The organism is Streptomyces griseorubiginosus (genome assembly GCF_036345115.1).
GTDB classification, from domain to species: Bacteria; Actinomycetota; Actinomycetes; order Streptomycetales; family Streptomycetaceae; genus Streptomyces; species Streptomyces griseorubiginosus_C.
Window position 1 is genome coordinate 9,235,833 of record NZ_CP107766.1, and the last position, 20,023, is coordinate 9,255,855.

The 20,023-nt window shown below is 71.6% G+C and carries 20 protein-coding genes and 1 pseudogene; 16 read left to right on the plus strand and 5 right to left on the minus strand.

Going from position 1 to position 20,023, the window contains the following annotated elements; genetic code table 11:
• Positions 1–62: 62 nt before the first annotated feature.
• Entirely contained in the window at positions 63–380 is a 318-nt protein-coding gene (locus tag OHN19_RS41570) for a hypothetical protein (protein ID WP_330269185.1), read from the minus strand.
• A gap of 501 nt (positions 381–881) precedes the next feature.
• Here OHN19_RS41570 and OHN19_RS41575 point away from each other — a divergent pair.
• The 5 genes from OHN19_RS41575 (at position 882) to OHN19_RS41595 (ending at position 5,869) form a co-directional block, all read left to right on the plus strand.
• On the plus strand, positions 882–2,075 hold the full coding sequence (locus tag OHN19_RS41575; RefSeq protein ID WP_419249590.1) for a PP2C family protein-serine/threonine phosphatase: 1,194 nt from the start codon (positions 882–884) through the stop codon (positions 2,073–2,075).
• Between the two features lie 41 nt (positions 2,076–2,116).
• On the plus strand, positions 2,117–3,727 hold the full coding sequence (locus tag OHN19_RS41580; protein ID WP_330269836.1) for a sensor histidine kinase: 1,611 nt from the start codon (positions 2,117–2,119) through the stop codon (positions 3,725–3,727).
• A complete protein-coding gene (locus OHN19_RS41585) occupies positions 3,724–4,170 on the plus strand; it encodes a response regulator (protein ID WP_330269187.1) in 447 nt (148 codons plus the stop codon). The genes OHN19_RS41580 and OHN19_RS41585 overlap by 4 nt, the downstream gene beginning before the upstream one ends.
• A 367-nt stretch (positions 4,171–4,537) precedes the next feature.
• Positions 4,538–5,311, plus strand: coding sequence for a chitosanase (locus OHN19_RS41590; RefSeq protein WP_330269837.1), 774 nt, complete (start codon positions 4,538–4,540; stop codon positions 5,309–5,311).
• Between the two features lie 123 nt (positions 5,312–5,434).
• Positions 5,435–5,869, plus strand: a complete 435-nt coding sequence (locus OHN19_RS41595; RefSeq protein WP_330269188.1) for a hypothetical protein — start codon at positions 5,435–5,437, stop codon at positions 5,867–5,869.
• A 30-nt stretch (positions 5,870–5,899) separates the two neighbouring features.
• Here the strand turns inward: OHN19_RS41595 and OHN19_RS41600 are convergent, their stop codons facing one another.
• Entirely contained in the window at positions 5,900–6,574 is a 675-nt protein-coding gene (locus OHN19_RS41600) for a hypothetical protein (RefSeq protein ID WP_330269189.1), read from the minus strand.
• Positions 6,575–6,737: 163 nt separating this feature from the next.
• The gene (locus OHN19_RS41605; RefSeq protein ID WP_330269190.1) at positions 6,738–6,956 is read right to left on the minus strand and encodes a hypothetical protein; all 219 of its coding nucleotides are present in this window, start codon (positions 6,954–6,956) and stop codon (positions 6,738–6,740) included.
• 183 nt (positions 6,957–7,139) lie between these two features.
• Between OHN19_RS41605 and OHN19_RS41610 the strand changes: the two genes are divergently transcribed.
• The 3 genes from OHN19_RS41610 to OHN19_RS41620 all read left to right on the plus strand — a co-directional run bounded on the left by OHN19_RS41610 (position 7,140) and on the right by OHN19_RS41620 (position 10,901).
• Positions 7,140–8,864 (plus strand): SpoIIE family protein phosphatase, encoded by a 1,725-nt coding sequence (locus OHN19_RS41610; protein WP_330269191.1) that lies wholly within the window; start codon positions 7,140–7,142, stop codon positions 8,862–8,864.
• 111 nt (positions 8,865–8,975) lie between these two features.
• The gene (locus OHN19_RS41615; RefSeq protein ID WP_330269838.1) at positions 8,976–10,097 is read left to right on the plus strand and encodes a DUF475 domain-containing protein; all 1,122 of its coding nucleotides are present in this window, start codon (positions 8,976–8,978) and stop codon (positions 10,095–10,097) included.
• Positions 10,098–10,145: 48 nt separating this feature from the next.
• Positions 10,146–10,901 (plus strand): DUF4097 family beta strand repeat-containing protein, encoded by a 756-nt coding sequence (locus OHN19_RS41620; protein ID WP_330269192.1) that lies wholly within the window; start codon positions 10,146–10,148, stop codon positions 10,899–10,901.
• Between the two features lie 30 nt (positions 10,902–10,931).
• Here OHN19_RS41620 and OHN19_RS41625 read toward each other — a convergent pair whose 3' ends face one another.
• Positions 10,932–11,375, minus strand: coding sequence for a DUF4383 domain-containing protein (locus tag OHN19_RS41625; RefSeq protein WP_330269193.1), 444 nt, complete (start codon positions 11,373–11,375; stop codon positions 10,932–10,934).
• Between the two features lie 275 nt (positions 11,376–11,650).
• On the opposite strand from OHN19_RS41625, the gene OHN19_RS41630 reads away from it, so the two are divergent.
• The 7 genes and pseudogenes from OHN19_RS41630 to OHN19_RS41660 all read left to right on the plus strand — a co-directional run bounded on the left by OHN19_RS41630 (position 11,651) and on the right by OHN19_RS41660 (position 17,627).
• Entirely contained in the window at positions 11,651–11,917 is a 267-nt protein-coding gene (locus OHN19_RS41630; RefSeq protein ID WP_330269194.1) for a DUF5133 domain-containing protein, read from the plus strand.
• Between the two features lie 173 nt (positions 11,918–12,090).
• Positions 12,091–13,749, plus strand: a complete 1,659-nt coding sequence (locus tag OHN19_RS41635) for a catalase (RefSeq protein WP_330269195.1) — start codon at positions 12,091–12,093, stop codon at positions 13,747–13,749.
• 167 nt (positions 13,750–13,916) lie between these two features.
• Positions 13,917–15,300 (plus strand): annotated as a pseudogene (locus tag OHN19_RS41640) (diacylglycerol/lipid kinase family protein).
• A complete protein-coding gene (locus tag OHN19_RS41645; protein WP_330269196.1) occupies positions 15,293–15,901 on the plus strand; it encodes a phosphatase PAP2 family protein in 609 nt (202 codons plus the stop codon). The pseudogene OHN19_RS41640 and the gene OHN19_RS41645 overlap by 8 nt, the downstream one beginning before the upstream one ends.
• A gap of 108 nt (positions 15,902–16,009) precedes the next feature.
• The gene (locus OHN19_RS41650; protein ID WP_330269197.1) at positions 16,010–16,246 is read left to right on the plus strand and encodes a DUF2945 domain-containing protein; all 237 of its coding nucleotides are present in this window, start codon (positions 16,010–16,012) and stop codon (positions 16,244–16,246) included.
• Between the two features lie 10 nt (positions 16,247–16,256).
• Positions 16,257–16,745: an MSMEG_6728 family protein gene (locus tag OHN19_RS41655; protein ID WP_330269198.1), complete on the plus strand. Its 489-nt coding sequence runs from the start codon at positions 16,257–16,259 to the stop codon at positions 16,743–16,745.
• An 18-nt stretch (positions 16,746–16,763) separates the two neighbouring features.
• On the plus strand, positions 16,764–17,627 hold the full coding sequence (locus tag OHN19_RS41660; RefSeq protein WP_330269199.1) for an oxygenase MpaB family protein: 864 nt from the start codon (positions 16,764–16,766) through the stop codon (positions 17,625–17,627).
• A gap of 64 nt (positions 17,628–17,691) precedes the next feature.
• Here OHN19_RS41660 and OHN19_RS41665 read toward each other — a convergent pair whose 3' ends face one another.
• A complete protein-coding gene (locus OHN19_RS41665; protein WP_330269200.1) occupies positions 17,692–18,747 on the minus strand; it encodes a LacI family DNA-binding transcriptional regulator in 1,056 nt (351 codons plus the stop codon).
• Positions 18,748–18,896: 149 nt separating this feature from the next.
• Here OHN19_RS41665 and OHN19_RS41670 point away from each other — a divergent pair, with 149 nt between their 5' ends.
• Complete coding sequence (locus tag OHN19_RS41670; RefSeq protein ID WP_330269201.1) at positions 18,897–20,015, plus strand: substrate-binding domain-containing protein; 1,119 nt, start codon at positions 18,897–18,899, stop codon at positions 20,013–20,015.
• Positions 20,016–20,023: the final 8 nt, after the last annotated feature.

The window sequence follows — 20,023 nt, forward strand, 5'->3', positions numbered from 1 at the left end:
TCGCCCGCGTCGGCCGTCCCCGGGGCCGGCCGCGGACCCCGCGGCCGGCTCCGCGGTCCGGTTCAGAACTCGCTGTCGATGCCCGTCACGACCGCCGCGCCGAGCGCCGCGTCCCGCTCGGACAGGCCGCTGTCCCGCAGTGCCCGGGAGACCAGCCGTACGGCCTCGGCCTCGGCCTCGGACCGGTCGGGGGCCTCGACCTCGACCCGCGCGGCGAACACGCCGTCGTCCTCCACGCTCAGCAGACTCAGTTCCTCGCTCTCCCCGAGGTCGGTGTTCCTGGGGTCCTGGGGCCGCAGCCGTCGCCCGACGTCCGAGCAGACACGGTCGGGGACCTCACGCAGGAACGTACCGGGGACGGTGATGACGTAGGTGGTCACGGGGACTCCTTTCTGACGTCCTACCCGGTTCCCCACGACGTGGATCGGAACCAGGGGCGGCCGCCGGAACCCGAGAACGGTCGAGTTCGGGAGACGCCCGGGCATGCTCACGCGGATCGGGGGTAAACGCGGCCAGGACAACCGCAACCTCGGGATGGGCGGACGATGACGACGTCGCTGACGGCCGACACACGTACGGCGCCGCGGGAGGCACGGCCCCCGCACGGGACACCCGTGTGCCCCGCCGCGCCCACGCCGACCGCCTGTCCTTCCCCCCACCCCGTGGCGAGGACGTGCCCATGAGGTGAGATCGGCCACGGGGTCAGTGCCATCGGGACGGGTACCCCGCGGGGGCCACGCGGCCGGACGCGCGTGGCCGGTGAATCGGATCGTCGCTCTGACCGTTCCACGGAGTCGCCCCGGGCGGCGTCCGAAGGCAGACGACATGTTTGGGCTGGGGAGGTCGGGACCACAGTGATCTCGGAGACTGAGGCTGCCGAGTTGGTGTCGACGACGGCAGCCGGTGCCGAGACGGCGTGGGAGCTCTGGGAGCCGTCGGTGCTGCTCGTGGAGGACGATCCCGGCGACGCGTTGCTCGTGGAGGAGCTCGTCGTCGACGGCACCATGAAGATGGACCTGCGCTGGGTGCGCTCGATGACCGAGGCTGCCGAGGTGCTCGCCACCGAGACCCCCGACTGCGTCCTGCTCGACCTGCACCTGCCGGACGCCCAGGGGCTGGAAGCGGTCGACCGCGTCAAGGGGCTGGCCGAGCAGGTGGCGATCGTGGTCCTCACCGGGCTCGCCGAGGAGCAGACCGGCCTCGCCGCCGTCGCGGCCGGCGCACAGGACTACCTGGTCAAGGGGCGGGTGGAGCCCGAACTGTTCGGGCGCGCGGTGCGCTACGCGATCCAGCGCAAGCAGACCGAACAGGCCGCCGTGGCCCTCCAGGCCGGTGCGATCCAGGCTCAGGAGAACGCCCGCCTGGAACGCGGACTGCTGCCCCGCCCGCTGCTGCGCGCCGAGGGCGTCCGGGTGGTGGCACGCTACCGGCCCGGCCGCGCGCAGACCCTCCTCGGCGGCGACTTCTACGACATCGTCCAGGCTGCCGACGGCACCCTCCACGCGCTCATCGGGGACGTCTCCGGGCACGGCCCGGACGAGGCGGCCCTCGGGGTCGCCCTGCGGATCGCCTGGCGCACCCTCGTCCTCAGCGGGATCACCGGCGCGGAGCAGATGGCCCGCCTCGAGGAACTGCTGATGGCCGAACGTGCCCGTGACGAGGTCTTCGCCACCCTCGTGAGCCTGGCCGCGGTGCCGGGGGAGCAGCGGGCACATGTCGTACGGGCCGGACACCACGGTCTGCTGCAACGGACCGGAGCGGACGTCGAGTGGGTGGAGGTGCCCGGCGGACCGGCCCTCGGCATGGTCCCCGGCGGCGCGCGCTGGCCGACCGCGGAACTGCCGGTCCCGGCGGGGTCGTCGGTGATGCTCTTCACCGACGGCCTGTTCGAGGGTCATGTCAGCCGTGGCCCCGAACGCCTGGGTGAGGAAGGCCTGTTGGCCCTCGCCCGGGAGGGAGCGGACCTGAACCCGGAGGCGTTCGTCGACCGGCTGATCGAGAAGGCCGAGAGCCTGGCCGAGGCCCGCGGTGGCCTGGCCGACGATGTGGCCGTCGTCCATCTGAACTGGAACTGAGTGAGCGGGACGTGGGGTCGGAGCACAGAGTGAGGCACATGATGGGCGCGGTCCGGATCGGACGCCGACTGACGGTGCAGGGGTGGGTCTACCTGCTGCTGGCCGTCATGACGCTCCTGGTGGTGATCGGCAGTGTGGTGGGCGCGACGCTGCTGAACAGGACGGCGGAGGTGAGCGACCAACTGCTGCGGCGCGTCCAGCCCGCGCAGACCGAGGCGTACCGGCTCCAGGCGGCGCTGGTCAACCAGGAGACGGGCATTCGCGGTTACGCGATCACCGCCGACCGGCAGTTCCTCGACCCGTACACGCGGGGCAAGCAGGACGAGGCGAACTCGGCCGACCGGCTGCGGACGTTCATCGGCGACCGCCCCGAACTGCTCGCCGACCTGAAGGCGATCGAAAGCCAGGCGGCCGACTGGCGCCGCACCTACGCCGAGCCGCTCGCGGCCTCGGTCACCCCCGGCAGCCCGGAACCGCTGGACCAGGCCAAGGCCGAGCAGGGCAGGAAGGAGTTCGACCGCCTGCGGGCCCTGTGGGACCGGCAGGACACCGACCTGACGAAAGCGGTCCAGGACGGCCGCGCCCGGCTGATCCACGAACGCACGGTCCGTGACTGGATCCTGGGCGGCATGGTGGCGGCCTTCCTCCTCGCCGGTCTCGGCTGCGCCGTCCTGGTCCGGATCCTGGTGACCCGCCCCCTGGAGGCGCTGAGCACGGCGTCGCGGCGGGTCTCGGGAGGTGACTTCGGGTACGTCATCACCGGCCGCGGCCCGGCCGACCTGATCGCCGTCGCCAACTCCGTCGAGGGCATGCGCTGGCACATCGTGGCCGAGCTCGAGGCTTCCCGGGAACAGCAGCAGGAACTGACCCGGCAGGCCGCGGACCTGGACGAGCAGGCCGTGGAACTGCGCCGCTCCAACGCCGAACTGGAGCAGTTCGCCTACGTCGCCTCGCACGACCTCCAGGAGCCGCTGCGCAAGATCGCGTCCTTCTGCCAGCTGCTGGAGAAGCGCTACGGCGACGCGCTCGACGACCGGGGCCGGCAGTACATCGACTTCGCCGTCGACGGTGCCCGGCGCATGCAGGTCCTCATCAACGACCTGCTGACGTTCTCCCGGGTCGGACGCGTCAACGACGCACGGGTTCCCGTCGGTCTCGACCAGGCGCTGGACAAGGCACTGGCCAACCTGGGGACGGCCGTCGAGGAGTCCGGTGCCCGGGTCGACCGCCCCGAGCACCTGCCCGAGATCGTCGGGGACCCGACCCTGCTGACCATGCTGTGGCAGAACCTGGTCGGCAACGCCCTCAAGTTCCGCCGGCCCGAGCGCACTCCGCACGTGTCCATCACCTGCGGCACGGACCCGGACGAGCCCGACAGCCTGCTCATGACCGTCACCGACAACGGCATCGGCATCCCCGAGCAGTTCAAGGACAAGGTCTTCATCATCTTCCAGCGGCTGCACAGCCGGGACGCCTACGGTGGTACCGGCATCGGTCTTGCCCTGTGCAAGAAGATCGTGGAACAGCACGGTGGCAGGATCTGGATCGACACCGCACACACGGACGGCACGCGCTTCTGCTTCACCCTCCCGTCCCTCGTCGAGACCCCGGAGGCGTCCGGGATCGGCACCGAGGAAAAGGCCCTGACATGACCACCCCAGCCGCCAGCCCCATAGACGTGCTCCTCGTCGAGGACGACCCCGGCGACGAGCTGATGACCCGTGAGGCGTTCGAGGACAACAAGATCGGCAACACCCTCCATGTGGTGCGGGACGGCGAGGAGGCGCTGGACTTCCTCTACCGGCGCGGCGACCACACCGATGCGCCGCAGCCCGACCTGATCCTGCTCGACCTGAACCTGCCCAAGTACGACGGCCGTCAGGTCCTGGAGAAGATCAAGTCCGACCCGGAGCTGTCCCACATCCCGGTCGTCGTCCTCACCACCTCGGCGGCCGAGGAGGACATCCTGCGCAGCTACAAGCTGCACGCCAACGCCTATGTCACCAAGCCGGTCGACCTCGACCAGTTCATCGCCGCGGTCCGCCAGATCGACGACTTCTTCGTCCAGGTCGTCCGCCTGCCGCGCCACTTCTGAGGAACCCGGCGAGGGGCGGGCGTCTCCAGCCCCTCGCCGTAGGTACACCTCCAGCTCCGCCACCCCCGGCATTCCACCGTCGCCCCGCTCGGCCCGGCCCATCTGACGGCCAGTGACGCCGACGTGCCCGTCAAGGCGTCCCCCGGGGACCGGCGCAGTCGAACTCACGCTCCCTCACGCGTGGTTCGTTCGAATCTACAAACTTCCGGCGCAGTGGGTTACTGATCGCGCCGCGCACTGGTAGGAAACATTCCTAACAATCAGGTCCGGACCAACTCTCCACCCCCCACCTCCACTTGGAGTCCCCGTGGAACCTGACACAGTGCCCCCGACCACCCACACCTCCCGCCGCACCGTCCTCGCCCTCATGGGCGCGGTGACCTGCGCCGGAATCCTCAGCCCCGCGCGTGCCACGGCGGCACCCGCGGTCGCGCCGGGTCTCGACGACCCCGCGAAGAAGGAGATCGCCATGAAGCTGGTGTCGAGCGCGGAGAACTCCTCGCTCGACTGGAAGGCGCAGTACAAGTACATCGAGGACATAGGTGACGGCCGCGGCTACACCGCCGGCATCATCGGCTTCTGCTCCGGCACCGGGGACATGCTCGACCTCGTCGAGCTGTACGCCGACCGCAAGCCCGGCAACGTCCTCGCCAAGTACCTGCCGGCCCTGCGCCGCGTCGACGGCTCCGACTCCCACGACGGCCTCGACCCGGACTTCCCCGGCGACTGGCGCAAGGCCGCCCGGGACACGGCGTTCCAGCAGGCGCAGAACGACGAACGCGACCGCGTCTACTTCAACCCCGCCGTGCGGCAGGGCAAGACGGACGGCCTGCGCGCACTGGGCCAGTTCGCCTACTACGACGCCATCGTCATGCACGGTGACGGCGGCGACGCCACGAGCTTCAGCAGCATCCGCCGACGTGCGCTGCGCCAGGCCAAGCCGCCGGCGCAGGGCGGCAACGAGACGACGTACCTCAACGCCTTCCTCGACGCGCGCGTGTGGGCGATGAAACAGGAGGAGGCGCACAGCGACACCAGCCGGGTCGACACCGCGCAACGCGTCTTCCTGCGCCAGGGCAACTTCGACCTGAACCCGCCCCTCGACTGGAAGGTGTACGGCGACAGCTACCACATCGGCTGACGGACCCGCGGCCCGGCGAGGGGACCGCCCCGAGCCGGGCCGTACGCCTGTCGGGCCGCCGCGAAGCCGCCGCGAAATCGCTCTCGGCGGAGTGCGTTTGGCCGCCGAGCGAGCGGTAACGCGATGTCCATGAGTGAATCGAACGAGCAGACGAACCAAGATTCCGCGCCGACCCGGGCCGCGGCCTCGAAGGCCCGGCGCACCACGGCGAAGGCCACGGCTCCGGCGTCCAAGGCCGCGGACAAGGCCGCCACGAAGACGGATGAGGCCGCGTCAGCGGGCAAGGCCGCGACGGAGCGTACGGCCAAGGCCGCCAGTGGCGCCGCGCACACCGCGGCCAAGAGCGTCGAGGCCGGCCGGCAGACCGTCATCGCCGCCTCGGGACAGGCCGCGGCCGTCGCCAAGACGGCCTGGACGGTGGTCGCCCAGCGCAAGCTCATCGCCGCGGGCGTCGGTGCGGGCCTGACCGTGCTGAGCGCGACGTCGTACGCGGTGGGGCGCCGCGCCGGACGACACACCCACGGCCCGATCACCCGCTTGACCGGCGGACGAATCTGAGGCGACTCGTCCGCAGGACCTCACGGCCCGTCAGTTCTCCTGGGACAACAGGTCGTCGAGGCGGGTGCCCGCTGCCCAGCGCCGGAGGGCGGGGCCGTCGAGCAGACGGATCGTCTCCTCCCGCCGGGCCCACCGGACGTCGCGAGCGCTGAAGACACCGCGATGCACCACCAGGCGCAGCGGCGACTCCCGGTCGCCGCGGTGCGGGTGGGGATGTGGCAGGTCCTCGTCCGGGAGGGGTTCCGCCACCGGCCGGAAGGCCACGTCGATCCGCTGACCGGTCGCGTCCCGGGCACACAGACGCGGCCGGTCCGGCGCGGGCAGCAACCGCACCCGCCACCCGTCCCGGCGCAGCATCCGCGCCACCGCCAGGGCGAGACCCTCGGTGTCCAGGGCGGACAGCTCGTCCGCCGTGTAGTGACCGAGCCGTCGGCGGGCACCGGGGCGCCCGCGCCGCACCCCGACCGTGACCACCAGGGCCAGGACCGCCACACCGGCGACGGGCACCTCGACCCCGACGGCGCGGTAGCCCGCGGTGAGCGCGGCGACCAGCGCGCACACGACCGCCACGACACCGGCGAAGGCGGGCAGCACATCACGGAACCTGGGCCCGTAGAGCCCCTCGGCGCGCAGCCGGCGCACCAGATGCCGCCTCCGCAGCCGACGGGACGGGACCGGGCCGGACGCCCACGACAGACGTGCCACAGCCCCGGCCCTCCCCGCGACGCCCGCTTCCACCCCTCCCTCCACGGATACCCACCACTCGGCCAAGTCCCTTGAGCACAGAGGGAATTCGGCCACACGCCCCCAGCGCACGGAAGCGCCGGGGGGCGCGCCACCGGCGCGTCGCACCGGAGCACGGGTGGGATCAGGCGCCGGTGTCGTCGTGGCCGAGGCTGCCGCCCAGCGCGCGGGAGGCTTCGGCCTGGGCGAGGAGTTCCCGGGCCTTGGCCGCGGCGCCCTCGATGGCGTCGGCGCCGGCGAGGAATCGCCGGGGCGGCTCGTCCTGGCCGGCGATGGTCCCCGGCCGCAGACACCCGACGGGACCCCCGCCCCGGCAGGCTGACGCCCCGCCCCCCTCCCGCACCCCTCGGTCCTCCCACCTCCTCCCACCCGCACGGACCCTCAGGCCCGGCCCCCGGGGGAACCCGGTTTCGTGACCGCCGTAGACGGTGAGGCTGGATTCACCGGTGCCTGGGCACCCGGGTAGGGCGGCACCGTCGGATGCCGTACCGCGACACATGCGGCCGATGAGCGAGGAGAGGACGACATGGCAGGGCCGGAGGACGCCGAAACTCCAGGGAAACGATCACCGACGGCACCCGCCGCCGTGCCGGTCGCCGCCCTGGACGCCATCGGGACCGCGGCGTACGTCGTAGACGAAGAGGGCCGTGTCATCGCCGTGAACGCCCATGCCGAACAGCTGCTGGGTCGTTCCGCCGAGCAGTTCATCGGCCGTGACGCGCACGACCTGCTGCACCGGGACGCCCACGGCCACCCCCTGCCGAGGAGCCGGTGCAGCATGCGCCAGGCCTTCCACGACCGGCGCACCGCCCAGGCCGAGGACGACTGGTTCGAGTGCGGGGACGGCACACTGCTCCCGGTCTCCTGGCTCATCACCCCGTACGACCTCGGCGGCCGGGAAGCCGGCACGCTCGTGCTGCTGCACGCCCCGCGCCCCCCGGAGCCCGGCCGGAAGCCGAAGCCGAACACCGCGGGCGAGCCGATGCCGGAACTGCAACGGCTCGCGCTTCTGGCCGAGACCACCACCCGGCTGACCTCCACGCTCGACGTCGAGGAGGCGCTGCGCCGGCTCACGGAACTGGTGGTGCCCCGGCTGGCGGACTGGGTCGTCGTCGACCTGATCACCGAGCGGGACGAGGTGTGGCGGTCCGCGGTCGTCCACGCGGAGGGCGACGGCCTGGTCCACCGCGAGGAGCTCCAGGGACCGATGCCACCGGTCCCGGCGGAGTCGCCGATGCCCCTGTCGAGGGCGCTGCGCGGGGTGGCCTCCGCGCTGGCCGGGCCCGAGACCTACCAGCGGGAGCCCGACTCCGGCATCGCGGTCGAGCAGCGGCGCCTGTTCGAGGCCACCGGCATCCGCTCCGCCGTCATCGTCCCCATCCGCAGCACCCGCGCGGTCCTGGGAGCGCTCACCCTGGGCCGGGCCAAGGACCCGGTGGACTTCACCACCGCCGATCTGCCCCTGATCGAGGACATCGCCCGCCGAGCCGGCCTGGCCCTGGACAACGCCCGCCTCTACCAGCGCCAGCGCAAGGTCGCCGAGACCATGCAGAACCACCTGCTGCCCCAGCTGCCGCGGGTGCCCGGGCTCCGGATGACCGCCCGCTATCTGCCGGCCCCCGACGCCTCCCAGGTCGGCGGCGACTGGTACGACGCGTTCTCCCTGTCCGACGGCGCCACCGCGCTCGCCGTCGGGGACGTGGTCGGACACGACCTGGAGGCCGCGGCCGGTATGGCCCAGCTGCGCAACATGCTCCGCGCCTACGCCTGGGCCCACAAGGAGCCACCGAGCCGTATCGTCGACCGGCTCGACGAGGCCGTCATGCACATCACCGACGTCAGCATGGCCACCATGATCCTCGCCCGGGTCGAGGCGCGGGACGACGGCCACTGGGAACTGACCTGGACCAACGCCGGTCACCCACCGCCGCTGCTGATTAGCCACGACGGCCTCGCCCACTTCCTCACCGACGGCCACGGCATCCTCCTGGGCACCGGGGTCCGCACCCCCCGCACCGACGCGACCGCCGTACTGCCGCCCGGATCGACCCTGCTGCTGTACACCGACGGACTGATCGAGGCACCCGGCCACACCCTCGACGAGGGTCTGCACCGCCTGCGCAGACACGCGGCCGCCCTCGCCCACCGCCCCCTGACCTCCCTCACCGACGAGGTGCTGCGCCGGGTCCGGTACGAAACCAACGACGACGACGTCGCCCTTCTCGCGGTACGGGCACCCACCGGCACGTGATCCCACCCCCGCGCCACCTCGGCGACGGACAACCGTGATAGACAACGGCCGTGACGCCACGGGCCCCCGCGCCCGCCTCCGGCGACGGCCCGACTACAGGACTTGGTGACAGTGATTCTGAAGACCTTCCGCTGGGCGTTCGCGGTCACCGCGCTCGGCCTGGCCGTGGGAGTGCTGTACGACGGATGGGCCGCGTTCGGCATCGTGGCGATTCTGGCCGTACTGGAGATCTCGCTGTCGTTCGACAACGCGGTGGTCAACGCCGGAATCCTGAAGAAGATGAACGCCTTCTGGCAGAAGATCTTCCTCACCGTCGGCGTCCTGATCGCCGTGTTCGGCATGCGGCTGGTCTTCCCGGTCGTCATCGTCGCGATCACCGCGAAACTCAACCCGTACGACGCGGTCCACCTGGCGGTGACCGACAAGGACCGCTACCAGCAGCTGGTGACCGACGCGCACCCGGCGATCGCCGCGTTCGGCGGGATGTTCCTGCTGATGATCTTCCTGGACTTCATCTTCGAGGACCGCGACATCAAGTGGCTGGCCTGGCTGGAGCGCCCGCTGGCCAAGCTCGGCAAGGTCGACATGCTGTCGGTGTGCATCGCCCTGGTCGTCCTGCTGATCACCGCGTTCACCTTCGCCACCCACGCCCACCAGCACGGCGGCGCCCACGCCGACAAGGCGCAGACCGTCCTGATCTCCGGTATCGCGGGCCTGATCACCTACATGGTCGTCGGCGGCCTCTCCGGCTACTTCGAGAACCGGCTCGAAGAGGAGGAGGAACGCGAGGAAGCCGCCGAACGTTCCGGCGGATCGCGGTCGGCCGTCCAACTCGCGGGCCAGGCCGCCTTCTTCATGTTCCTGTACCTCGAGGTCCTCGACGCCTCGTTCTCCTTCGACGGTGTGATCGGCGCGTTCGCCATCACCAACGACATCGTCCTGATGGCACTGGGCCTCGGCATCGGCGCCATGTACGTCCGGTCGCTCACCGTCTACCTGGTCCGCCAGGGCACCCTCGACGACTACGTCTACCTGGAGCACGGCGCCCACTACGCGATCGGCGCCCTCGCCGTGATCCTCATGGTCACCATCCAGTACCAGATCAACGAGATCATCACCGGCCTGGTCGGCGTGGTCCTGATCGGCTGGTCCTTCTGGTCCTCGGTGCGCCGAAACAAGGCACTGGCGGCCGCCGAGGGTGCGCAGGAGACGGACTCGGTCCCGGTGCCGTAACCCGTTCCCGCCGTCATGTCCGCGGGGGAGCGGGGCATCCGACGAGGTATGAAGGCACGGCCGAAACGGCGCTCGACATCCCTCGTCGCGATGCTGGCACTGCTGCCCCTCGCCGGCGCGTGCACCGATGACGACAGCGGGGGAGCACAGGGCCCGCGGACACTCGGCGGGGCGGCCTCGGCCGAACAGGTGGTGATCGCCACCGACAACGGCCTGCGGTTGCGCCCCGCCGACGGCGACCACGTCACGGTGGACGACCGCGTCGACGGACACTGGTCGCACCACGGGGACGTGTGGACACTGGACCTCACGTGCACCGACCGGGCCACGGACGACGGGGACTGCCCCCGGATGCCGTACGTGAAGATCCCGGACGGTATGCGCGTCACCGCCACCGCCCGCAACGCCGGCGTCGACGTGGCGGGCGTCGCCGCCGCGCTGGACCTCACCACCGTCAACGGCGATGTGACACTGACCCGTTCCGGACGCGACGGCGCAGACCTGCGGCTGTCAACGCGCAACGGATCGGTGCGCGCGACGGCCGTCGCAGCGCACCGGCTGCACGCCGCGACGACCAACGGGGACGTGGTGCTGGGCTGTGCCGCGGTCCCCTCGGGCGTCACGGCGACGACCGTCAACGGCTCGGTCGACGTCACCGTCCCGCACGACAGCCCCGCCTACCGGGTCGCCGCGTCCACCGACAACGGCCGCGCCACGGTGGCGGTCCCGGTCCAGCGCGCCGACCGGGACCACACCATGACACTGACCACCGTCAACGGCGACGTCGGCGCCCGACGGGACTGAACACGAGGAGCGCGCCGACGGACACCGGGTTCACCGCGCCGCGGTGGTCCGGCGGCGGGTGAGCAGCATGCCGAGCGCGATCATCCCGATGCCGAGGAAGAAGTGCAGCCAGTCGTCGGCGGTGTTCAGCGGGACGAAGTTCGCCGAACTGTCATGGCCGACGAGCAGTCCGTACAGCCACAGCACCAGATAGACCGCGCCTCCGGCCAGCAGGAACGTGGCCGCCCCGGAGACCGTGCGGGACATCACGACGCCCGCGGCGCCGAAGGCGAGGTGGACGAGGTTGTGCAGGACGGAGACCTGGAAGATCCCGAGCAGTTCGGCTCCGGAGTCGTGCGAGGCGAACTCCATCGTGTCGTAGTCCGTGGTGACCCCCGGGACGAACCCCAGGACACCGACGAGCAGGAACACCACCCCCACCGCGAGAGCGGCTTGTTGTACCGGCGTACGGGTCGTGCGTGTGTGCGTGGTCATGGCCCTGGGCCCTCCCTGAAGCGCATCGTCGCGCGAAGCCGGCGAGTACCCCGCCAGGGCGGCGCAACCCGTATGGCGACGGCCGTGCACCGGAGGCCGCCGGTAATGGTTTGGGCCTCAGAGGCGGGGGCAGACGGCGGTCAGGTGCTTGGGATCACAGGCCCACCGCGGAAGCGGCCGAAGCGGCTCTTCTTGGTGCGTGCCGCCCAAGGTTTTGCCCGAGGCTCTTCCGTGGCGCAGTCCTCACTTTCACCGCGCAGTTGGAGGAGCACACCATGCTCATGGCCCACCCCGTCCTTCTCACCGATCTCCTCGAGCGCTACGAGGCGTTGCGGGTGCTCCACGCGGAGGACGGCAGCGCCGAGGCACGTCAGCGTCTCGAGGACGTGTCCTACACCCTGTGCATCGCCACGGGTACCCGCGACATCGACTCGGCGCTGACTGCGGCCCGCCGTCAACTGGCCGGCGCGTCCGGGGCCCGTCCCGCGTCCGGCGCGTCCGGGGTCCGCCCCGACGACGACGCGCTGATGGCCGGCGCGTGACCCCGGGGGCCCGCACCCTCCCGGCGTGCGGGCCCACCCCGTCGCGAGAGCCGGCGCCCCGGGCGTGAGTGGGGTGAGCCGACCGGGTACTCGGGTGATCCGCCACCACCGGCCGGAGGTCGCCCGTTGTGCGAGGGCCCGGCACCGGCCATGAACCGAAGGAGCCCTCGATCATGACGGATGTGTCCGGTACCGGTCCCGCTCCCGGCGACGACCGCGAGGTACTCACCAACCGCCAGGGCCACCCGGTCCACGACAACCAGAACCAGCGCACCGTCGGCGCCCGCGGGCCCGCCACGCTGGAGAACTACCAGTTCCTGGAGAAGATCAGCCACTTCGACCGGGAACGCATCCCCGAGCGCGTCGTGCATGCCCGCGGCGTCACCGCCTACGGCTATTTCGAGGCGTACGGCAGCTGGGGCGACGAGCCGATCAGCCGTTACACCCGCGCCAAGCTGTTCCAGGAGCGGGGCAAGCGCACCGACCTGGCCGTCCGCTTCTCCACCGTCATCGGCGGCCGGGACTCCTCCGAGGCCGCACGCGACCCCCGCGGCTTCGCCGTGAAGTTCTACACCGAGGACGGCAACTGGGACCTGGTCGGCAACAACCTGGGCGTCTTCTTCATCCGGGACGCCATCAAGTTCCCGGACGTCATCCACGCCCTCAAACCCGACCCGGTCACCTTCGAGCAGCAGCCGCGCCGCATCTTCGACTTCATGTCCCAGACCCCCGAGTCGATGCACATGCTGGTCAACCTGTTCAGCCCGCGCGGCATCCCCGCGGACTACCGCCACATGCAGGGCTTCGGCGTCAACACCTACAAGTGGGTCAACGCCGAAGGGCAGACCAAGCTGGTCAAGTACCACTGGATGCCCAAGCAGGGCGTGCGCAGCATGACCGAGGAGGACGCCGCCAACGTGCAGGCCGACTCGCTCGGCCACGCCACCAAGGACCTCTACGAGGCCGTGGCCCGTGGGGATCACCCCGAGTGGGAGCTCCTGGTCCAGATGATGGACGACCACGACCATCCCGAACTGGACTTCGACCCGCTCGACGACACCAAGACGTGGCCCGAGCAGGACTTCCCGCCCAAGGCGGTGGGCCGGATGGTGCTCGACCGGATGCCCGAGAACTTCTTCGCCGAGAACGAGCAGATCTCCTTCGGCACCGGAGTCCTCGTCGACGGCCTGGACTTCTCCGACGACAAGATGCTCGTCGGCCGGACCTTCTCCTACAGCGACACCCAGCGCTACCGGGTCGGCCCGAACTACCTCCAGCTCCCCGTCAACCAGGCCAAGAACGCCGAGGTGCGCACCAACCAGCGCGACGGCCAGATGACGTACCACGTGGACGGCGGGGGCGCGAACCCGATCGTCAACTACGAGCCGTCCATCACCGGCGGCCTGCGTGAGGGCCAGTACGCGACCGAGGACGAGCAGGGCCCGGAGATCCGCGGGCGGCTCACCCGCAAGCGCATCCCCCGCACCAATGACTACCTCCAGGCCGGGCAGCGCTACCTGCTGCTGGAGGACTGGGAGCGCGACGACCTGGTGAAGAACCTCACCGACCTGCTCGCGCAGTGCGACCGGCCCGTGCAGGAGCGCATGGTGTGGCACTTCCTGCTGGTCGAGAACGAGCTGGGCCTGCGGGTGGGTGACGGGCTCGGGATCAGCCCGGAGGACGTCGCCGGCCTGGAGCCGCTGGCCTCGCAGGACCTCACCGACGAGGACCGCAAGCGGCTGTCGAACCTCGGCAAGAACCCGCCGCGTGGCGTCGAGGGCCTGACCATGACCCACTGCGTCCCGGACGAGCGGCATGTCGTGACCCGCTGAGGGCATCCGCAGTCCTGTGCGGGGCGCCCCGGCCCTGCCCGGGCATGAGATCGTGGGGCCACCACGCCGCATGGATCATGGAGGGGTGAGGCGGGGCAGGTTCCCGGGCGTGGGGACGAGGTGCCACACGCGCGGGCCAGGCCCCGCACCGGACTGCCCGAGGGATCATGAACGCTACGAGAGCGAACGACGAGGCCGTGCCGGACGGCTCCCGCCTCGAGGCGCACAACCTCGCCCGGCTCGCTCTGCTCTGTCTGGCGGGAGTGGTCGCGGCGGTGGTGGCGGCGGGCCAGTGGCTGCTGCTGTTGCTGGGCCTCGTCGGCATCGCCCTGGCCGGTGCGGGCCTGTGGTGGGCCGTGGCGCACCGGGGCATCGCGCGGGTGTGCGGCGCCCTGCTGGCGTTGGCCGCTCCGGTCGCCGTCCTGGTGCTGTACGCGGTCTCCGGCCTGTGGCCGTTCGCCGCGGTGGCGCTGGGACTGTGGGTCGCGGCGCTGGCCAGCGCCCGGAGCGCACTGCGCCGGCTCCGCGCGCCGCGAGGCAGAAGGTCCCGCTCGGTCCGGCCCCCGCGCAGACCCGTACTGATCATGAACCCCCGGTCGGGCGGCGGCAAGGTCGGCGAACACGGTCTGGTGGAGCGGGCCGAGGCGCTGGGCGCCAAGGTGATCCTGCTCGACCTGGACAGCGACCCGGATCCGGCGGCGCTGGCGCGCAAGGCCGTCGCGGAGGGCGCGGACCTGCTCGGCGTGGCGGGCGGCGACGGCACCCCAGGCTCTCGTGGCGGCGGTGGCCGCCGAGCACCGGCTGCCCTTCATGGTGCTGTCCGCCGGCACCCGCAACCACTTCGCGATGGACCTGGGCCTGGACCGCGACGACCCGGCCGCCGGCCTCGACGCCCTCACGCACGGGGTGGAGATCCGCGTCGACCTGGGCGACGTGGCCGGGCGGCCCTTCGTGAACACGGTCTCCTTCGGGACGTACGCGGAGATCGTGCAGAGCCCCGAGTACCGGGACGCCAAAGCGGCCACCGTCCTGGAGCGGCTGCCCGACCTGCTCGGCGGCGAGGGCGGTGCGCGGCTGACGGCGACCGTGGGCGCGCAGCGGGTCGAGGAGCCGCAGGCCCTGCTGGTGAGCAACAACCCCTACGCGCTGGGCGACCCCCTGGGCGCCGGGCGCAGACCACGCCTCGACGGAGGCGAACTCGGCGTGGTCGCCGTACGCATCGGGAGCGCGGCACAGGCCGCCGAACTGGCGCTGCGGGGCGAACGGGCCAGCGGTATCACCACGCTGACCGCACGGCGCGTGACCGTCGAGTCGGACGCGGAGTTCGTCCCGGTGGCCGTGGACGGGGAGGCGCTGATGCTGCCCCAGCCGGTGGTGTGCACCGTACGGCCGGGAGTCCTGCGGATGCGGGTACCACGGCATCGTCCGGGAGCGCCGTACACCGCCCCGTCGGTGGACTGGCGCCGCGTCGTCCGGCTGGCTTTCGGCCGAACCTCCCTCCCGACCGACAAGAATCAGGCCGACAAGAACCAGGAGCAGAGCGATGCTTGACCGACCCCAGTGGGACCAGCGAGTCGCCCGGGACCTGTTGCGCGATCTCGCCGCCCTCGACCAGGCGCTGTACGAGGCGGTGACCGTCACCCGGACACCGACCCTGGACTACGCCCTGCGCCGGCTGTCCGCGGCGGCGGACCACTCCAAGATCTCCTTCACGGTCGCCGGACTGCTCGCGCTGTTCCCCGGCCGGCCCCGGCGCGCCGCCGCGCTCGGGGTCGCGGCCATCGGGGTCGCCTCCGCGAGCGCGAACCTGCTCGGCAAGCGCCTGGTGCGACGGCCGCGTCCGCACCGGGCCGTGGACTCGCCGTTCCCCGGACGGCATGTGCCCATGCCGGAGTCGGCGTCGTTCCCCTCCGGCCACACCGCGTCCGCGGTCGCGTTCGCCGCGGCGGTGGGACCCGCCCTGCCCGTCGTCACCGTGCCGCTCGGCCTGCTGGCCTGCGCGGTGGGCTACTCACGGATCCACACCGGCGTGCACTACCCGGGCGACGTGGTCGCCGGCGCCGTCCTGGGCACCGGTGCGGCCGCGGTCGTCCTCGCCACGGTCGGCCGGCAGGGACCGGACCGGCGGGGACTGCTGGACCGGCGGGGCTGAATCCGAACACCGCCTTCGGCGGGAAGCGGAGGAGGGAGAGCGAACACAGGAGCAACGAGCAACCGATCCGCCGGCCGCGTCGACCGGTGCCGCACGGAGGAACCAGCCATGACGAAGAAGCGCGACGACAAGGCACAGGGCGAGAAGCTCGCCCGGGGCGACGAGGTCACCTGGAGCAGCCACGGCGGCACCGCCGAGGGGCAGGTCGAACGCAAGATCACCCGACGCACCGAAGCCGCCGGCCGCACCGTGAACGCCTCGCCCGAGGACCCGCAGTACGAGGTGCGCAGCGCCAAGTCCGGCCGGACGGCGGTCCACAAGCCGTCCGCGCTGCGACGCAAGTGAGCCGGTACCGATGCAGACGTTCCTGCCCGACCCCGACTTCCGGCGGTCGGCCCTGCTCCTTGACCGGCGCCGGCTGGGCAAGCAGCGGGTCGAGGCCCTGCAGGTCCTGCGCGGTCTGACCGTCCCCGGCTACGGCTGGCGCCACCACCCGGCGGTCCGGATGTGGACCGGGTACGAGGAGGCGCTCGTACGGTACGGCCTGGAGGTCTGCCGGGTCTGGTGCGAGCAGGGACACCAGGACACCTGCGCCGCCTCCCTGCTCGCCGGACTGCCCGCACTCCGTCCCGGCACCGCGGTGCGCGACCAGCCGCGACTGAACGCCGACGGCGAACTGCCGCCCTGGCTCGGCGACGAGGCCTTCCACGAGAGCCACCGCTCGGCACTCGTCCGCAAGGACCCGCAGACCTACGCCGACCTGTTCCCGGACACGCCCGACGACCTGCCCTACGTGTGGCCCGCCTCGGACCGGGACCCGCGGCACGCGCCCGCCGAGCGGTAGGGCGAGAGGAGATCGATCATGCTGACCGCGGTCCGTGAACAGATGGGCCAGGCCCTGTTCCGCCGCGTCGCGGGCCCCGACGGACCGGCGAACCGCGCCCGCATCCATGACACCCCCGGCCCGCGCTGGTTCGCGCCGGACCGCCCCGTCCGCACGGTCCACGGCGACGCCTCGATGTTCATCGGCGGGCTCAGCGCACTTCTCCTCCAGTCCCTGCACCCGCTCGCCATGGCGGCGGTGGCAGGCCACTCCGGCTTCCGCGGCGACCCGTGGGGCCGCCTCCAGCGCACCAGCACCTTCCTGGCCGTGACGACCTACGGCACCGCCGAGGACGCGCAGCGCGCCGTCGACCAGGTCCGGGCCATCCACGACCGCATCCGCGGGACCACGTCCGAGGGAGTGCCGTACCACGCGGCCGACCCGCACCTGCTGGGCTGGGTCCACGCCGCCGAGACGGAGAGCTTCCTGCGCGCCCACGAGCGATACGGCGCCCGTCCGCTGGACGCCGCGGGATACGACGCGTACGTCGCCGACACCGCACGCGTCGCGGAGGCCCTCGGCGTCATCGCCCCGCCCCGCGACCGCCGTGAACTGTCCGAACGGCTGACCGCCTACCTCCCCGAACTGCGCGCCACCCCGGAGGCCCGGTCAGCGGCCCGTTTCCTCCTCCTCCGACCCCCGCTCCCGCTCGCGGTACGCCCCTTCTACGGCGGCCTGGCCGCCAACGCCGTGTCCCTGCTCCCGCTCTGGGCCCGCCGCATGCTGTGGCTGCCCCACCTGCCCCTCGTCGAGCCCCTGGCGGTACACCCCACCGGCCAGGCCCTGACCCGGGCCATCCGCTGGGCCATGACACGACCCCAGCGTCCCTCGCCGGGCTCCTAGAACCGGGTGGTCGTACCAGGCGTCGAAGTCGTCGCAGGCGATCACGACCGGTCCTCCTCCCTGTTCAGCCCCCGGGCGCCCCCGCCGGGATCTCGCCGGAGCCGCGCTCGATCAGCCGGGTCGGCACGGTGACGGTCCGGGTGGGTGCCTCGTCACCGTCCAGCCTCCGGAAGAGCGTCTCCGCGGCCTGCTTGCCGAGTTGTTCGACGTCCTGGGCGATGACCGAGACGCCCGGGCTGAGGATGTCGGCCAGCGGGAAGTCGTCGAAGCCCACATGGGCCACGGAGTGCTGCAACCCCAGCGCGCGCAGGGCGCGAACGGCCCCTATGGTGAGCAGGTTCTGGCTGGTGAACAGCGCCGTCGGCGGGTTCGGCAGCATCAGGAACTCCTCGGTCGCGGCCATCGCCGCCGCCTCACTGGCCTCCACATGACGCACGATCTCGTCGTCGCACTTGACGTGCGCGACCTCCAGCGCGTGCCGGTACCCCTCGAAACGCAGCGCGGCGGTGGGGATCGACGCCCGGTCGCCGAGGTAGGCGATCCGGCGGTGTCCCGCCCGCAGCAGATGCTCGACGGCGGTGACCGCGCCCTGCCGGTTGTCGGAGACCACGGCGTCCGCGTCGAGCAGACCGGCCTCGCGGTCCACGAAGACCATGCAGGTGCCGGACCGCTGCTCGCTGATCAGATAGCTCTGGTCGCGCCCCGCCGGGACGATCACCAGCCCGTCGACCCTGCGGTCGACGAGCGCCCGCGCCAACTCCCGTTCCCTGGCCGGGTCCTCGTCGAGACTGGCGACCAGCACCAGCACACCGCGCTCCCGCGCCACGTTCTCGACGGTGCGGGTCAGCGCGGCGGAGAAGGGGTTCGCGGCGTCCTCGACGAGCATGCCGATGGTGGCCGTACGACCGTCCCCGCGCCGCAGGCTGCTGGCCGTCAGGTTGGGCCGATAGCCCAGCTGGTCGGCGGCCGCACGGACCCGGGCGACGATCGCCGGGTCCACGGTGGGGACGCCGTTGACGACACGCGAGACCGTCTTGATCGCCACGCCGGCCAGGGCCGCCACCTCACGCATCGTGGGACGGCTGCGGGGGGACCGCGGCGGAGGTTCGCCCTGAGTCATCGTTGTCTCCAGCCGGGTCGCGCGTTACTCACTCGTTGCCGACGTATGTCTACCAGCCCCTTGACGCCCTCGTCCATATGGGTCCAGCATCCCCGTCAGTCAACGTTGTCTCAGCGTCGGCCAAGGGACGGCTCCGAAAGGGATCAGCTATGAACTTCTCCAGCAGCCAGGTGTCGGGCCGCCGCAGTCCGCGCGTCCGTGCGGCAGCGATCGGCGTCACCATGTGCCTCGGCGTCACGCTGGCGGCCTGCGGTTCCTCCGACAGCGGCTCCACGGCGGGCAGCGGCGACAAGGTCGGGGTCTCGCTGATCCTGAAGACGCTCACCAACCCCTACTTCGTGAGCATGCAGAAGGACGCCAAGGCCCAGGCCGCCAAGGACAACGTGGACCTGACCGTGGCGGCGGGCAGCTCCGACGGTGACACCCAGACCCAGATCACCGCCGTCGACAACGCCATATCGCGCGGCGACAAGGGCATCCTCATCACCACCAACGGCGACGCCGTGAACGCCGCCCTGAACCGCGCCAAGCAGGCCGGCCTCTTCGTGATCGCCCTCGACACCGCACTCAACCCGGCGAGCACCGCCGACATCACCTACGCGACCGACAACGAGCAGGCCGGCAAGCTCGACGGCCAGTACGCGGCCGCCGCCCTGGACGGCAAGCCCGCGGTGATCGCCATGCTCGACCTGTTCAACAACCAGGTGGTCTCCGTCGACATCCAGCGCGACCACGGCTTCCTGGAGGGCATGGGCATCGACCCGGGCAGCAAGACCGAGAACGGCAAGGAGGCCAAGTCCGGCAAGTACACCGGCGGCAAGGGCGGCACGTACACCATCGCCTGCCACCAGCCCACCCAGGGTGCCATCGACGGCGGGCGCACCGCGATGGAGAACTGTCTGTCGGCCAACCCGGACATCAACGTCGTCTACGCGATCAACGAGCCCGCCGGTGAAGGCGCGTACAACGCCCTCAAGGCCGCCGGCAAGGAGAAGAACGTCGCGATCTACGCCATCGACGGCAGCTGCTCCGGCCTGAAGAACGTCACCAGCGGCAAGTTCGCCGCCGACGCCGTGCAGTACCCCGGCAAGATGGCCGCCCTCGGCGTGAGTTCCATCGCGAAGCTGGCCCGCGGCGGCAGCAAGCCCAGCGTCACCAACGGCAAGTCGTTCTACGACACCGGAACGGCCCTCGTCGCGAACAAGGCCCTGGGCGGCCTGACCGTGCAGTCCCCGGAGCAGGCCGCGTCCGCCTGCTGGGGCAGCTGACGCCCGAA

Bases quoted from the DNA above. Each gene is read 5' to 3' on its own strand.
- OHN19_RS41580 (WP_330269836.1), top strand. From the start codon at position 2,117: ATGGGCGCGGTCCGGATCGGACGCCGACTGACGGTGCAGGGGTGGGTC.
- OHN19_RS41655 (WP_330269198.1), top strand. From the start codon at position 16,257: ATGCAGACGTTCCTGCCCGACCCCGACTTCCGGCGGTCGGCCCTGCTC.
- OHN19_RS41660 (WP_330269199.1), top strand. From the start codon at position 16,764: ATGCTGACCGCGGTCCGTGAACAGATGGGCCAGGCCCTGTTCCGCCGC.
- OHN19_RS41585 (WP_330269187.1), top strand. From the start codon at position 3,724: ATGACCACCCCAGCCGCCAGCCCCATAGACGTGCTCCTCGTCGAGGAC.
- OHN19_RS41645 (WP_330269196.1), top strand. From the start codon at position 15,293: ATGCTTGACCGACCCCAGTGGGACCAGCGAGTCGCCCGGGACCTGTTG.
- OHN19_RS41625 (WP_330269193.1), bottom strand. From the start codon at position 11,375: ATGACCACGCACACACGCACGACCCGTACGCCGGTACAACAAGCCGCT.
- OHN19_RS41590 (WP_330269837.1), top strand. From the start codon at position 4,538: ATGGGCGCGGTGACCTGCGCCGGAATCCTCAGCCCCGCGCGTGCCACG.
- OHN19_RS41670 (WP_330269201.1), top strand. From the start codon at position 18,897: ATGAACTTCTCCAGCAGCCAGGTGTCGGGCCGCCGCAGTCCGCGCGTC.
- OHN19_RS41620 (WP_330269192.1), top strand. From the start codon at position 10,146: ATGAAGGCACGGCCGAAACGGCGCTCGACATCCCTCGTCGCGATGCTG.
- OHN19_RS41595 (WP_330269188.1), top strand. From the start codon at position 5,435: ATGTCCATGAGTGAATCGAACGAGCAGACGAACCAAGATTCCGCGCCG.
- OHN19_RS41665 (WP_330269200.1), bottom strand. From the start codon at position 18,747: ATGACTCAGGGCGAACCTCCGCCGCGGTCCCCCCGCAGCCGTCCCACG.
- OHN19_RS41635 (WP_330269195.1), top strand. From the start codon at position 12,091: ATGACGGATGTGTCCGGTACCGGTCCCGCTCCCGGCGACGACCGCGAG.
- OHN19_RS41650 (WP_330269197.1), top strand. From the start codon at position 16,010: ATGACGAAGAAGCGCGACGACAAGGCACAGGGCGAGAAGCTCGCCCGG.
- OHN19_RS41610 (WP_330269191.1), top strand. From the start codon at position 7,140: ATGGCAGGGCCGGAGGACGCCGAAACTCCAGGGAAACGATCACCGACG.
- OHN19_RS41630 (WP_330269194.1), top strand. From the start codon at position 11,651: ATGCTCATGGCCCACCCCGTCCTTCTCACCGATCTCCTCGAGCGCTAC.